Here is a 14,221-nt window from a genome sequence, read left to right as displayed (position 1 = left end):
CTGCTGCGCTTCATCACCTGCGGCAGCGTCGACGACGGCAAGTCGACCCTGATCGGCCGGCTGCTGCACGACTCCAAGATGATCTTCGACGACCAGCTCGCGGCGATCACCCGCGACTCGAAGAAGAGCGGCACCACCGGCGAGGAGGTCGACCTGGCGCTGCTGGTCGACGGCCTGCAGTCGGAGCGCGAGCAGGGCATCACCATCGATGTCGCCTACCGCTTCTTCTCCACCGACAAGCGCAAGTTCATCATCGCCGACACCCCGGGGCACGAGCAGTACACCCGCAACATGGCCACCGGGGCCTCGACCGCCAGCCTGGCGATCATCCTGATCGATGCCCGCTACGGGGTGCAGACCCAGACCCGCCGGCACAGCTTCATCGCCGATCTGCTGGGCATCCGCCATCTGGTGATCGCGGTCAACAAGATGGACCTGGTCGACTTCGACCAGGCGCGCTTCGACGAGATCGTCGCCGACTATCGCCTCTTCGCCGAACAGCTCTCGGCCGAGGACATCCACTTCGTGCCCATGTCGGCCCTGAAGGGCGACAACGTGGTCAACAAGAGCGCCGCCATGGCGTGGTATGAGGGGCCGGCGCTGCTCGAACTGCTCGAGGGCGTGGAGGTCAGCCGCGACCGCAACCTCACCGACCTGCGCCTGCCGGTGCAGTATGTCAACCGGCCGAACCTCGACTTCCGCGGCTACGCCGGCACCCTGGAGGCGGGCGTGCTGCGCCCCGGCCAGGCGGTCAAGGCGTTGCCCTCGGGCAAGACCTCGACGGTGGAGCGCATCGTCACCTTCGACGGTGACCTGGACGCGGCCTACCCCGGCCAGGCGATCACCGTGACCCTGGACGACGAGATCGACATCTCCCGGGGGGACTGGCTCGTCGCCGCGGACGCCGAGGTGGCCATGGCGAGTGCCTTCGAGGCCGACATCGTCTGGATGCACGAGGAGGCGCTGACCCCGGGGCGGTCGTACGACATCCGCCTGGCCGGACGCTCCGTTGCCGGCCAGGTGGGAGCGATCCACCACCAGGTCGACGTCAACACCCTGGAGCGCCATGCCACCGAGCGTCTCGAGCTCAACGCCATCGCCCGCTGCCGGGTGGAGCTGACCGCTGAGGTGCCGCTGGACGACTACGCCACCAGCCCGGGTACCGGGAGCTTCATCGTCATCGACCGGCTGAGCAACGTGACGGTCGGTGCCGGGATGATCCGCGGTACGGCCGAGGGGGCCGCCAGGGCCCACGGCGAGGTCGACTGGGCCGGTTTCGAGCTGGAGCTCAACGCCCTGGTGCGCAAGTACTTCCCCCACTGGGAGGCCAAGGACCTGCGCGAGCTGCTGCGCTGAGTCGTCGCCGTCATCCCGTAGTCCCGTAGGCCCGAAGCCCCGCTATCATGCGGGGCTTCGCTTTCCGGTATCCTGTTCAGGGGGTATCGCCACCCCGTCTCCCTCCGCCGACATCGAGGTGTCATGACCCCCTCCGACGAGCTTCCCCACGACGTGCCTTTCCGCGAGGCCGTGCGCGTCTGGCTGCGTATCGCCCTGCTGAGCTTCGGCGGGCCCGCCGGGCAGATCGCCGTGATGCACCGCATCCTGGTCGAGGAGAAGCGGTGGATCGGCGAGAGCCGCTTCCTGCACGCGCTCAACTACTGCATGCTGCTGCCCGGGCCGGAGGCGCAGCAGCTGGCCATCTACATCGGCTGGCTGATGCACCGCACCCGGGGCGGGCTGCTGGCCGGCACGCTGTTCGTGCTGCCGGGGTTCATCGCGATACTCGCGCTCAGCTACCTGTACGCCGCGCTGGGCAATGTGGGGCTGGTGGAGGGGCTGTTCTTCGGCCTCAAGGCGGCGGTACTGGCCATCGTGGTCAACGCGGTGGTGCGCATCGGCAAGCGGGCGCTGAAGAACCACGTCATGCTGGGCATCGCCGCGGCGGCCTTCGTGGCGATCTTCTTCCTCGACATCGCCTTTCCCCTGATCATCGTCGCCGCGGCGCTGGTCGGCTTCTTCGGCGGCAGGGCCGGCTCCACGCTGTTTCGCGTGGGCGGTGGGCACGCTGCCGCCGACGACGGGGTGCTCCAGGATCGCGATTCGCTGCTCGGCGAGCGGATGCCCACCCATGCGCGCCCGAATCGGGCCTGGTCGCTGAAGATCTCGGCGATCTTCCTCGCCCTGTGGCTCACGCCGGTGGCGCTGCTGTTGCTGATCCTCGGGGGCGATGACGTCTTCACCCAGATCGCCACCTTCTTCAGCCGGATGGCGGTGGTCACCTTCGGTGGTGCCTATGCGGTGCTCAGCTACGTGGCCCAGGCGGCGGTACAGAACTACGGCTGGCTGGCGCCGGGGGAGATGCTCGACGGCCTGGGCATGGCCGAGACCACGCCGGGCCCCCTGATCCAGGTGGTGCAGTTCGTCGGCTTCATGGGCGCCTTCCGCGACGCCGGCGCCCTCGATCCCTGGCTGGCGGCGACCCTGGCGGCGGTGCTGACCACCTGGGTCACCTTCGTGCCCTGTTTCCTGTGGATCTTCCTCGGCGCCCCCTACGTCGAGCGGCTGCGCGACAACGCCGCCTTGAGCGGCGCCATGACCGCGATCACCGCCGCGGTGGTCGGGGTGGTGCTCAACCTGGCGGTGTGGTTCGGCATCCATGTGGTCTTCGCCGAGGTGGGCGAGTGGCGCGGGGCGGGCCTGCGGCTGCTGGTGCCCGAGCCGGCCACGCTGGATCCGTTCGCGTTGCTGCTCTGCGTCGGCGCCATGCTGGCCATCTTTCGCTTCAGGGTGGGCATGCTCAAGGTGTTGGGGGCCTGTGCGTTATCGGGAATGCTGCTGTCGCTGCCGGGGTAGGGGCGGGAGCCCGGCCTGGCGTCGGTGTCGGATGGCGACCCACACCGAGTATTGACCTCGGGGTCCACTCCTTCACACTGGTCATCATCGATGCCTGTCTTCAGGCCGGGGAGGTCACCATGCGCATGAGGCAAGAGACCGGGGCGGCCCCCTTCCAGGGCCGGGGTGAACCGGAGCGGCACGGCTGATGGGGGGCAGGCGACGTTCCGCCGGCGTGGTCAGGCGCGTGCTGCATTTCATCACCCGGCCGATGAAGCGTGACCTCGGTCGTGGTGGCATCGTGGTCCATCCCTACCGTGGCTATGGCTCCCGGCAGGAGGTCTTCGTGATGGGGCGTGTGTTCCGCCAGGCCGCCCTGGGCCGGGCGATCCCCCACCATGGCGTGCTGCGTGACGTGGCGGACGTGGTGCGCCGCATCGCTCGCCATGGGGTGGCCGGCGTTCGTGTGGAGGCGAGCCTGGGCGCCAACCGGACCACCGCGACCACCGACCGCGACGGCTTCTTCGACATTCACCTGCCCCTCCAGACGCCGCTGCCGCAGGGACTCTCCTGGCACCAGGCCGAGCTGCAGGTCTCCCAGGGCGATGACCGGATGCACTGCCACGCCGAGGTGTATATCCCACCGCCAGAGACCGATCTGCTGGTGATCAGCGATATCGACGACACCGTGATGTACACCGGTGTTGCCGACAGGCTGCGCATGCTCTATCGGCTTTTCGTGCAGAAGGCGCATCAACGCACCGCCTTTCCCGGTGTCGCGGCGCTCTACCGGGCGCTTCACGTCGGAGCCGATGGAGAGGCCAGGCGGCCGATCCTCTACGTCTCGCGAGGGCCCTGGAGCATCTACGAGATGCTCGAGGCGTTCTTCCAGCTCAACTGCATCCCGGTGGGGCCGATCCTGTTCCTGCGCGAGTGGGGACTCTCCTGGCGTCGCCCCTGGCCGCGCCGCGCCGAAGACCACAAGCATGACCTGATCACCCGCATGCTGACGATGATGGAGGACCTGCCCTGCGTGCTGATCGGCGACAGCGGACAGCACGACCCCGAGGTCTATACCCGTATCGTCAAGGAGCATCCCGGTCGGGTGAAGGCGATCTACATTCGCCGGGTCGATCGCAGGCCCGACCGCGAACGGGCCATCGAGCGGCTGCGCGAGGAGATCGCACACAGCGACTGCGAGCTGGTGCTGGCCGCCGACAGCGCCGCCATGGCGGCCCATGCCCATGCCAAGGGACTGATCGCTCAGCACGACCTGGTGGAGGTGCACCAGGCGTGCGTCGACGAGGGATGACGCCAGGTGGCTCAGCGGCGATGATGACACCTCATCCAGGCGAACGAGGTCACGATGATCGTTGTCCTGATCGGTGTGCTGCTGCTGATCTTCATCCTGCCCAACCTCTGGGCGAAGTGGGTGCTCAAGCGGCATGCCCGGCCGCGGGACGACTACCCGGGTACCGGGGCGGAGCTCGCCGAGCACCTGCTCAGGCGGCTCGGCATCGACGGGGTGAAAGTGGAGCTTACCGACCAGGGCGACCACTACGATCCCGACGCGCGGCGGGTGCGATTGTCGCGGGAGCACTACGCGGGACGCTCGCTCACCGCGGTGACGGTGGCGGCCCATGAGGTGGGCCACGCCATCCAGCACCACCATGGCTACGCGCCGCTGCTGGTGCGCAGCCGGCTGGTGGCGGTGGCCCAGCAGGCCGAGAAGATCGGGGCGCTGCTGATGATGGCGGCGCCCTTCCTGTTCATCCTCACCCGCATGCCCGGCGGCATGTTGATCGTGCTGCTGGCCGCGGTGATCAGTTTCGGCACCGCCGCCCTGGTGCACCTGGTGACCCTGCCGGTGGAGTTCGACGCCAGCTTCCAGCGGGCCCTGCCGCTGCTCAAGGAGTACCTCCCGCCCTGCGACATGCCCGGCGCCCGCCATGTGCTCACCGCCTGCGCCTTCACCTACGTGGCCGCCTCGCTGGCCAGCCTGCTCAACCTGGGGCGGTGGCTGGTGATCCTCAGGCGGTAGGGCGGCACTCGCACGGGAATCACGCTGCAGGAGGAGGGGCGCCGCCCCGCCGTCATAGCGATGATCGGTTAAGGCCGGCTCGATCGGCGGTTCTCGCAGGGATAGCTATTGAGAATAGGTTTCATTAGCCATATGATTCCGCACATTCTCTACCACACGTGAGGCCTTCATGACTCTCCGGAAGCTTGCGGCATGTGCCGCCATCGCCTTGCTCGCCGCCTCGGCCCTCCACGCCCAGGCGGAGCCCGTCACGGTGACCGATATCGCCGGCCGCCAGGTCGAGGTGGACGCCCCGGTCCAGCGGGTCATCCTGGGGGAGGGGCGGCAGATCTATCTCGTGGCCGCGCTCGACACGGACGATCCCTTCAGGCGGGTGGTCGGCTGGCGTGAGGATTTCAGCCAGGCCGATCCCGACAACTACGCCCTCTATCTCGAGCAGTTTCCGCAGATGGCGGAGATCCCGACCTTCGGCGGCTTCAAGGACGGCACCTTCGACGTGGAGCAGGCGGTCGCCCTCGATCCCGACGTGGTGATCATGAACATCGAGTCGCAGCAGGCGACGGAAGACGCCCGCTATATCGAGAAGCTCGCCGCCGCCGGCATCCCCGTGGTCTATGTCGACTTTCGGGAGCATCCCTTCACCAATACCGAGCCGAGCATGCGCCTCTTCGGCCAGCTGTTCGGCGAGGAGCAGCGGGCCGAGGCGTTCAGCGCGTGGCGCGCCGCCGAGATCCGGCGCGTCACCGATGTCATCGCAGAGGCCGACCCCGAACGCCCGGCCGTGTTCATCGACCGGGCCGGTGGCTATTCGGACGATTGCTGCATGAGCTTCGGCGACGAGAACTTCGGCAAGTTCGTCGAGATGGCCGGCGGGCAGAACATCGCCAAGGATATCCTTCCCGGCACCTTCGGCACGCTCAACCCCGAGCAGATCATCGCCTCCAATCCGGACCAGGTCATCGTCACCGGCGGCGACTGGGAGGCCTATGTGCCCGGCGGCGACTGGGTCGGTGTCGGTCCCGATCAGGACGAGACGGAAGCGCGGCGCAAGCTCGAGGCGCTGACCGAACGGCCGGCGTTGACCGGCGTGAAGGCCGTCGAGACCGGGCAGGTGCATGCCATCTGGCACCAGTTCTACAACAGCCCCTATCAGTTCGTCGCCATCCAGCAGATGGCGAAGTGGCTGCATCCCGAGCTGTTCGCCGATCTCGATCCCGAGGCGACCTTCCGCGAGCTGCACGACAGGTTCCTGCCGGTCACCTACCGGCCCGGCCATTGGGTCTCGCTGAGCGATGAATAAGCCCACGACGATCGCCGCACCCACCACGGGCGTGGAACGCGGCCGCTACCGCGCCCTGGTCTGGCGGCGGCAACTGATTCTCCTGGGGCTCGGCCTGGCGCTCGTCTTCAGCCTGTGCGTCGACCTCGCCATCGGTCCCGCCCGTTATGGCCTCGGCGAGGTGGTGCGGGCGCTGTTGGCGTCCGACAGCGTGTCCCCGCAGGTGTGGGTCGTGGTGTGGGAGATCCGCATGCCGGTGGCGCTGATGGCCGTGGTGGTCGGCGCGTCGCTCAGCGTGGCGGGGGCGCAGATGCAGACCATTCTCAACAATCCGCTCGCCAGCCCCTTCACGCTGGGCATCTCGGCCGCCGCGAGCTTCGGCGCGGCCCTCGCGCTGGCCTTCGGCGTGGCCCTCATCCCCGCGGCCATCGCCTACGTGGTACCGATCAACGCCTTCGTCATGGCCATGCTGGCGGCGTTTCTCATCCACCTGCTCAGCATCAAGCGTGGCGTGACGGTCGAGACCATCGTGCTGCTCGGCATCGCCCTGGTCTTCACCTTCAACGCCCTGCTGGCGCTCGTCCAGTTCCTGGCTTCCTCGCAGGCCCTGGCCGCGGTCGTCTTCTGGACCATGGGAAGCCTCACCAAGGCGACCTGGCCGAAGCTCGCCATCACCACGCTCGCCCTGGCCGTCGTCTTGCCGGTCTTTGCACGCCGCGCCTGGGCGCTGACGGCGCTCAGGCTGGGTGAGGACAAGGCGGCGAGCTTCGGCGTCAAGGTCACGCGGCTGCGCCTGGAGACGCTGATGATGGTGAGCCTGCTGGCCGCCATCCCCGTGGCCTTCGTCGGGACGATCGGCTTCATCGGGCTCGTCGGGCCGCATATCGCCCGCATGCTGATCGGCGAGGACCAACGCTTCTTCCTGCCGGCCTCGGCGCTGGCCGGGGCGCTCATCCTCTCCGCCAGTTCCGTGCTCAGCAAGGCCCTCGTTCCCGGCACCATCTTCCCGATCGGCGTCGTGACGTCGCTCATCGGCATTCCCTTCTTCATCTCCCTCATCCTCTCCAATGCGAGGCGCTCATGGTAACCATCCGGCTCGACGGTCTCGGCGCGCGTTATGGCAGGACACTCCAGGTCCAGGGCGTGACGACGCCGGCCTTCGCGGGCGGCGAAGTGGTGGCGGTGATCGGCCCCAATGCGGCGGGCAAGTCGACGCTCTTCAAGCGCATCGCCGGGCTCCTGCGCGGGCCGGGGCAAGTGCGTGTCGAAGGGGCGAAGCCGGGACGGGACGCCGTCTGCTACATGCCCCAGGATACCTCCGCCAACTCGGTGCTCACCGTCTACGAATCGATCCTGCTCGCCCGCAAGCAGGGGACGTCCTGGGCCGTCGGTGACGACGATCTCAGGCACATCGACGAGACCATGGGGGTCCTCGGCATCTCGGACATCGCCTTCAAGAACATCGGCGAGCTGTCCGGCGGCCAGCGGCAGCTCGCCAGCCTGGCGCAGGCCCTGGTGCGGGAACCGGACGTCCTGCTGATGGACGAGCCGACATCGGCGCTCGACCTCTCGCGGCAGATGGAAGTGCTGACCCACATGCGGGGTCTTGCCCGCGCACGCGGCATGGTGGTCCTGATCGCCCTGCATGACCTCAACCACGCCCTGCGCTTTGCCGACCAGACCATGGTCGTTGCCGACGGCCGGCTGATCGCCTGTGGCCGGTCGTCCGACATCGTCACCCCCGACCTCCTGCGTGAGGTCTACCACGTCGAGGCGCGCATCGAGTCGTGCTCGCGCGGGATCGGTCAGGTCATCGTCGACAGCGTCTCGGCGAAGGGCGAGCGATTCGCCCGGCCGTCTGCCGAGCCCAACGCCTGCGTAGCGGAGTAGCAGCGCGCCTGCTCCGGCCCGTTCACTTCGCTCTCTGGGCCATCACCACCGCCCGCCGCGGCGCCGGGTAGCCCTCGCGGGTCCTGCTCGGGTCGTTCGGATCGAGGAAATCGGCCAGCGACTGGAAGGTCATCCAGTCGGTGGCACGCTGCTCGTCGGTGGTGGTCACCGCTTCGTCCACCACGCGCACCTTGTCGAACCCGCAGCGCTCTAGCCACCGGCAGAGCGCGGCCGACGACGGCAGGAAGTAGACGTTGGGCATGGCGGCGTAGCGCTCGCCGGGCAGCAGCACGCTGGTCGCGTCGCCCTCGACCACCAGGGTCTCGAGCACCAGCTCGCCGCCCGGGCGCAGGGCCTCCCTGAGCTGCAGCAGGTGCTCCAGCGGCGAGGGGCGGTGGTAGAGCACCCCCATGGAGAACACCGTGTCGAAGAAGGCGAGTCCCTCGGGCACCTCCTCGATGCCCACCGGCAGGAAGTGGGTGCGCCCGCCGTCGGCGTCGCCGACGAAGTGGCGCACCGCCCGGAATTGCCAGAAGAAGCGCGGCGAGGGGTCGATCACCAGCACGAAGGCGGCGCCGGCGCCCGCCATGCGCCAGGCGTGGTAGCCGCTACCGCCGCCCACGTCGAGCACCCGCCGACCGGCGAGGCTCGCCAGGTGCGGGGCGACGCGCCGCCACTTCCAGTCCGAGCGCCACTCGGTATCGATGTGGATGCCCCCCAGGCGGAAGGGCCCCTTGCGCCAGGGCGCGAGCTTGCGCAGCAGGTTCTCGCACTGGCGGCGTTGGCTGCCGGTCAGCGCCAGGTCGACGCTGACGGTGTCGCCGTCCAGCGCCACCTCGCGGGCCTCGGGGAGGGCGGGCAGCTTGGCCACCGCCTTCTCCCAGGCGGGCAGGTCGCCGTAGCGGCTTCGGTCCAGCCCGCGAGCCAACTGCTCGGGGAGGCGGGCCAGCCAGGTGTCGAGCCCCTGGGCGAGGAAGGCTCGGTAGAGCTCGCGGTGCTCGGGAGCAATCGGCATGTCAGCGCGCGCTCTCGCCGGGGCTGCTACTGACCTCCTTGAACGCGATCAGCGAAGCGAAATTCAGGAACTGGAACCAGGTCTGCGAGCGGGAGAAGCCCGCACGGGCCAGTCGCTCGTGATGGGCCGCCAGGGTATCGGGCACCAGCACGTTCTCCAGCGCCGTACGCTTCTGGCTGATCTCCAGCTCGCTGTAGCCGTTGGCGCGCTTGAAGTCGTGATAGCGCTCCACCAGCCAGGCGTTCTCCTGCTCGTCGTCGGCCTTGACCTTCTCCGAGAGCACCAGCACGCCACCGGGCTCCAGGGCGGCGAACAGCTTGTCGATCACGGCGTCACGATCCCCCGGGGCGAGGAACTGCAGGGTGAAGTCGAGCACGATCATCCCCGAGGGGCGGTAGTCGAGCTCGCGGATATCGCCTTCGACGATCTCGACGGCGTGCTCCGGGCACTCCGCGGCCAGGGTCTCCCGGGCCCGGGCCACCATGGCCGGCGAGAGGTCCACCCCGGTGTAGTGGAAGGCGTCCGGTGGCAACTGGCCGGCCAGCGCCAGGCCGCCGGCCCCCAGCGAACAGCCCAGGTCGTAGACGTGGGCGCCGTGACGCAGGTGGCGCCGGGCGATCAGTCCCAGCATGCCGAGTATCTGGCCGTAGCCCGGTACCGAACGACGGATCATGTCGGGGAAGCAGGCCACGACCTGCTCGTCGAAGGAGAAGCGCGCCATCCGATCGAGGGGTGTCGAAAAGATCGCGTCACGGTAAGATGCGTCACTCATGGGCCAAGCCGGAAATCGTGCGGAAAAGGACGCCCATTCTACGTCTCACGCGCCTCGGCTGCACGACAGGATGTCCAGGAGGAAACCATGACCCATACGTCGATCGACCAGCGAGGCGCCTGGCGCGCCCTGACCGCTCATGCCGACGCCATGCGCGGCGCGCACCTGCGCGACCTCTTCGCCGGCGCGCCCGGTCGCCAGGCGGCCTATACCCGCCATGCGGCGGGGTTGACCCTGGATCTCTCCAAGCAGCGCTGGTCCGACGAGACCTTCGGCCTGCTGCTGGACCTGGCGCGGGAGGCCGGCCTGCCCGAGGCGATCCGCGCCCTGCTCGAGGGCGAGCGGGTCAACGTGAGCGAGGATCGTCCGGCGCTGCATACCGCCCTGCGCCTGCCGGCGGAGGCGTCGCTGGTGGTGGAGGGCGAGGACCTGGTGCCCGGGGTGCACGCCACCCTCGACCACATGGCGACCATGGTCGAGCGCTTCCATGCCGGCCAGTGGCGCGGCGCCACCGGCAAGGCGATCCGCAACGTCGTCAACCTGGGGGTCGGCGGCTCCGATCTCGGCCCGCTGATGGTGACCCACGCCCTGGCCGACTACCGGCCAGACGACGTGCACCGCATCGAGGTGCACTTCGCCTCGACCATGGACGGCTCCCAACTGGCCGACTACCTGGCCCGCCTCAACCCCGAGACCACCCTGTTCGTGCTCTCGTCGAAGTCGTTCACCACCATCGATACCCTCTCCAATGCTCGTACCGCCCGGGACTGGCTGATGTCGCGCCTGGGCCAGGAGGAGGGTGTCGACGACGGGCTGGTGATGCGCCAGCACTTCATCGGTGTCTCGGCGAGCCCCGAGAAGATGAACGACTGGGGCATCGCGCCGGATCACCAGCTGGAGTTCTGGGAGTGGGTCGGCGGGCGCTACTCGCTGTGGGGCGGCATCGGCCTGCCCATCGCCCTGGTGGTCGGCATGGACAACTTCCGCGAGCTGCTCGCCGGGGCCCACGCCATGGACCGTCACTTCCGCGAGGCGGCGCTGGCCGACAACCTGCCGGTGCTGCTGGCCCTGGCGGGGATCTGGAACGTCAACTTCCTGGATATCCGCGCCCATTCCATCCTGCCCTATGACGGCCGCCTGGAGTACTTCGCCGCCTACCTCGAACAGCTCGAGATGGAGTCCAACGGCAAGTCGGTGACCCACGACGGCCGCGAGGTGGGCTACTCGACCTGCCCGGTGCTGTGGGGGCAGCTCGGTCCCAACGCCCAACACGCCTTCTACCAGCTGCTGCATCAGGGCACCCAGGCGGTGGAGTGCGACTTCATCGCGCCCCTGGTGCGCTACGACGACGTGACCGACGAGGCGACCCGCGATCACCTGATGAGCCAGCACCGCCTGACGCTCGCCAACTGCTTCGCCCAGTCGCGGGTGCTGATGCTCGGCGACGACGCCATCGACGACGCTGGCCCGCGCCCCGGCCACAAGCGCTATCGCGGCAACCAGCCCTCGAGCACGGTGCTGCTCGATCGGCTGACGCCGGCGACGCTGGGGGCATTGATCGCCCTCTACGAGCACAAGGTGTTCGTCCAGGCGACGATCTGGGAGATCAACCCCTTCGACCAGTGGGGGGTGGAGCTGGGCAAGAAGATCGCCGGCGAGACCCAGCGCATCCTCGAGAGCCGTCAGGGCCTCGAGGCCATGGATGAATCCACCCGCGCGCTGATCGAGGCCGTCTGGGCGGCAGAGCGGGCGGCGGAGACCGATTCGCGATGAGGCTGGCTGTTTGTACAGGGGTTGCGGTATGCTGAGTGCGGCCCTGCACGAGCCGGCGGTCAGTGGTGTGCTCTACCTGCACGGTTTCAACAGTGGCAGCGGCTCGCCCAAGGCGGCACTGATGCGCTCCGCCTGCGCCGTCCTGGGGCTGCCCTGCGCGACACCGCAGTTGCCCCACCGGCCGCGCGCGGCCCTGCGGCTGGCCGAGTCGCTGCTCGAGGGGGTGGGGCCGCACCCGCTGGTCGCGGGCAGCTCCATGGGGGGCTTCCTGGCGACGCTGGTCGCCGAGCGCCACGACCTGCCGGCGGTGCTGATCAACCCGGCGGTGGGCCCGGCCCGGCTGGTGACCGACTGGGTCGGCGAGGCCTTCGTCAACGAGTATACCGGCGAGCGCTTCTGCGTCGAGGCCATCCATCTCGAGGAGCTCGAGGCGCTCACCCCGCGGGGTGTCACGCCGGGGCGCTACCTGCTGCTGCTGGGCAGTGCCGACGAGACCCTGGACCCGGCCGACACCTTCGCCTTCTATCGTGGCGCACGGACCATTCTTCACCCCGGGGGGGACCACGGCTTCACGGCGCTGGCCGACTATCTGCCGGCGATCTTCGCCCACGGCGGCCATTCGTTGGCCCCCGGGTGCATCACCCATCAGGATGTGGACGACGCATGACGCAATACAGTGCCAGCTCCATCGAAGTGCTTTCCGGCCTCGAACCGGTGCGCAAGCGCCCCGGCATGTATACCGACACCAGCCGCCCCAACCACCTGGTCCAGGAGGTCATCGACAACAGCGTCGACGAGGCGCTGGCCGGCCATGCCCAGGAGATCACGGTCCGGCTGTTCGAGGATGGCGGCATCGAGGTCACCGACGACGGCCGCGGCATGCCCATCGACATCCACCCGGAACACGGCGTGTCCGGGGTCGAGCTGATCCTCACCCGGCTGCATGCCGGCGGCAAGTTCTCCCAGTCGAGCTACCGCTTCTCCGGCGGCCTGCACGGCGTGGGGGTATCGGTGGTCAACGCCCTGTCGAAGCGCCTCGAGGTGGAGGTGCTGCGCGACGGCAACCGCCACGCCATGGCCTTCGAGCACGGCGAACTGGCCTCCCCGTTGGCGGTGATCGGCAGCTGCGCCAGGCGTGCCCGGGGGACCGTGGTGCGCTTCTGGCCCGAGGCGAGCTACTTCGACAGCCCGAAGCTGTCGCTGGGCCGCCTGAAGCACCTGTTGCGGGCCAAGGCGGTGCTCTGCCCGGGGCTCAGGGTGGTGCTGGTCGAGACCGATGGCGGCGAGAGCGTCTGGCAGTACGAGGATGGCCTGCGCGACTACCTGGCCCAGGCCACCGACGGCTATGAGGTGCTGCCGGCCTCGCCCTTCGTCGGTCACTTCGCCGACGACGAGCAGGGGGTGGACTGGGCGATCCAGTGGCTGCCCGAGGGCGGCGAGCCGCTGCTGGAGAGCTACGTCAACCTGATCCCCACTCCCCAGGGCGGCACCCACGTCAACGGCCTGCGCGCCGGCCTGCTCGAGGCCCTGCGCGAATTCTGCGAGTACCGCAGCCTGCTGCCCCGGGGCGTCAAGCTCACCGCCGAGGACCTCTGGGAGCGGGTCGCCTACGTGCTCTCGGTGAAGATGCTCGATCCCCAGTTCGCCGGCCAGACCAAGGAGCGGCTGTCGTCGCGCACCGTGGCCGGGTTCGTCTCCGGGGTGGTCAAGGACGCCTTCTCGCTGTGGCTGAACCATCATGTCGACCAGGCCGAGGCGCTGGCCGAGCTGGTGATCAGCGCCGCCCAGCGCCGCCAGAAGAGCGCCAGGAAGGTGGCGCGCAAGAAGGTCACCTCGGGGCCGGCGCTGCCCGGCAAGCTGGCCGACTGCTCGGGCCAGGACCCGGCCGGCAGCGAGCTGTTCCTGGTGGAGGGCGACTCGGCCGGCGGCAGCGCCAAGCAGGCACGCAACCGCGAGACCCAGGCGATCCTGCCGCTGCGTGGCAAGATCCTCAACACCTGGGAGGTGGAGGCCCACGACATCTACGGCTCCCAGGAGGTCCACGACATCGCCGTGGCGATCGGCATGGACCCGGGCAGCGACGATCTCTCCAAGCTGCGCTACCACCGCGTCTGCATCCTCGCCGACGCCGATTCCGACGGGCTGCACATCGCCACCCTGCTGTGCGCGCTCTTCGTGCGCCACTTCCCGGCGCTGGTGGACGCCGGCCATGTCTACGTCGCCATGCCGCCGCTCTACCGCATCGATCTCGGCAAGGAAGTGCACTACGCCCTGGACGAGAGCGAGAAGGCGGCGACCCTGCGCAAGCTCGAGGGCAAGCGCGGCACGCCCAACGTCCAGCGCTTCAAGGGCCTGGGCGAGATGAGTCCGCTGCAGCTGCGCGAGACCACCATGGCCCCCGAGACGCGGCGCCTGGTGCAACTGACCCGGGAGGTCGGCGACGGCACCATGGAGATGATGGACATGCTGCTGGCCAAGAAGCGCTCCGCCGACCGCAAGAGCTGGCTGGAAGACTACGGCAACCTGGCGGATATCGAGGTATAGCGCCAAGCTGCAAGCGCCGAGACGCGCGGCGCCGGCAGGCGGAGTCGCCTTTGGGGTCAGACCCCGGCGGAGGCG

12 protein-coding genes are annotated in these 14,221 nt (G+C 68.8%); 10 read left to right on the top strand and 2 right to left on the bottom strand.

Going from position 1 to position 14,221, the window contains the following annotated elements:
* The 7 genes from cysN to C1H66_RS11520 form a co-directional block, all read left to right on the top strand.
* Nucleotides 1-1,356: sulfate adenylyltransferase subunit CysN (cysN, locus tag C1H66_RS11550; RefSeq protein ID WP_102628032.1), on the top strand; the 1,356-nt coding region annotated here is incomplete at its 5' end.
* A 123-nt stretch (nt 1,357-1,479) separates the two neighbouring features.
* A complete protein-coding gene (gene chrA, locus C1H66_RS11545; RefSeq protein WP_102628031.1) occupies nt 1,480-2,853 on the top strand; it encodes a chromate efflux transporter in 1,374 nt (457 codons plus the stop codon).
* 187 nt (nt 2,854-3,040) lie between these two features.
* Nucleotides 3,041-4,144, top strand: a complete 1,104-nt coding sequence (locus tag C1H66_RS11540; RefSeq protein ID WP_240618289.1) for an App1 family protein — start codon at nt 3,041-3,043, stop codon at nt 4,142-4,144.
* Nucleotides 4,145-4,198: 54 nt separating this feature from the next.
* Nucleotides 4,199-4,873: a zinc metallopeptidase gene (locus tag C1H66_RS11535; protein WP_102628030.1), complete on the top strand. Its 675-nt coding sequence runs from the start codon at nt 4,199-4,201 to the stop codon at nt 4,871-4,873.
* Nucleotides 4,874-5,042: 169 nt separating this feature from the next.
* Nucleotides 5,043-6,173 (top strand): ABC transporter substrate-binding protein, encoded by a 1,131-nt coding sequence (locus tag C1H66_RS11530; RefSeq protein WP_102628029.1) that lies wholly within the window; start codon nt 5,043-5,045, stop codon nt 6,171-6,173.
* Nucleotides 6,166-7,239 carry a FecCD family ABC transporter permease gene (locus C1H66_RS11525; protein WP_181423424.1) on the top strand — a complete coding sequence of 358 codons (1,074 nt, stop codon included), beginning with the start codon at nt 6,166-6,168 and terminating at the stop codon, nt 7,237-7,239. The genes C1H66_RS11530 and C1H66_RS11525 overlap by 8 nt, the downstream gene beginning before the upstream one ends.
* Entirely contained in the window at nt 7,233-8,042 is an 810-nt protein-coding gene (locus tag C1H66_RS11520) for an ABC transporter ATP-binding protein (protein WP_102628028.1), read from the top strand. Before C1H66_RS11525 ends, C1H66_RS11520 begins: the two co-directional genes overlap by 7 nt.
* Nucleotides 8,043-8,064: 22 nt before the next feature.
* Here the strand turns inward: C1H66_RS11520 and cmoB are convergent, their stop codons facing one another.
* Together cmoB and cmoA are read right to left on the bottom strand one after the other, a co-directional pair.
* Entirely contained in the window at nt 8,065-9,057 is a 993-nt protein-coding gene (cmoB, locus tag C1H66_RS11515) for a tRNA 5-methoxyuridine(34)/uridine 5-oxyacetic acid(34) synthase CmoB (protein WP_102628027.1), read from the bottom strand.
* 1 nt (nt 9,058) lies between these two features.
* Nucleotides 9,059-9,829 (bottom strand): carboxy-S-adenosyl-L-methionine synthase CmoA, encoded by a 771-nt coding sequence (cmoA, locus tag C1H66_RS11510; protein ID WP_102628026.1) that lies wholly within the window; start codon nt 9,827-9,829, stop codon nt 9,059-9,061.
* An 87-nt stretch (nt 9,830-9,916) separates the two neighbouring features.
* Here cmoA and pgi point away from each other — a divergent pair, with 87 nt between their 5' ends.
* Genes pgi through parE form a run of 3 tightly spaced genes read left to right on the top strand, consistent with a single transcriptional unit; the run spans nt 9,917 to nt 14,146 of the window.
* On the top strand, nt 9,917-11,602 hold the full coding sequence (pgi, locus tag C1H66_RS11505; protein ID WP_102628025.1) for a glucose-6-phosphate isomerase: 1,686 nt from the start codon (nt 9,917-9,919) through the stop codon (nt 11,600-11,602).
* A 28-nt stretch (nt 11,603-11,630) separates the two neighbouring features.
* A complete protein-coding gene (locus tag C1H66_RS11500; RefSeq protein ID WP_102628024.1) occupies nt 11,631-12,269 on the top strand; it encodes a YqiA/YcfP family alpha/beta fold hydrolase in 639 nt (212 codons plus the stop codon).
* Complete coding sequence (gene parE / locus C1H66_RS11495; RefSeq protein WP_102628023.1) at nt 12,266-14,146, top strand: DNA topoisomerase IV subunit B; 1,881 nt, start codon at nt 12,266-12,268, stop codon at nt 14,144-14,146. Before C1H66_RS11500 ends, parE begins: the two co-directional genes overlap by 4 nt.
* Nucleotides 14,147-14,221: the final 75 nt, after the last annotated feature.

It is taken from the genome of Halomonas heilongjiangensis, assembly GCF_002879645.1.
GTDB lineage: Bacteria > Pseudomonadota > Gammaproteobacteria > Pseudomonadales > Halomonadaceae > Halomonas > Halomonas heilongjiangensis.
The sequence above is the reverse complement of the archived record's forward strand: the minus strand, read 5'-3'. Positions and strand labels throughout refer to the sequence as shown.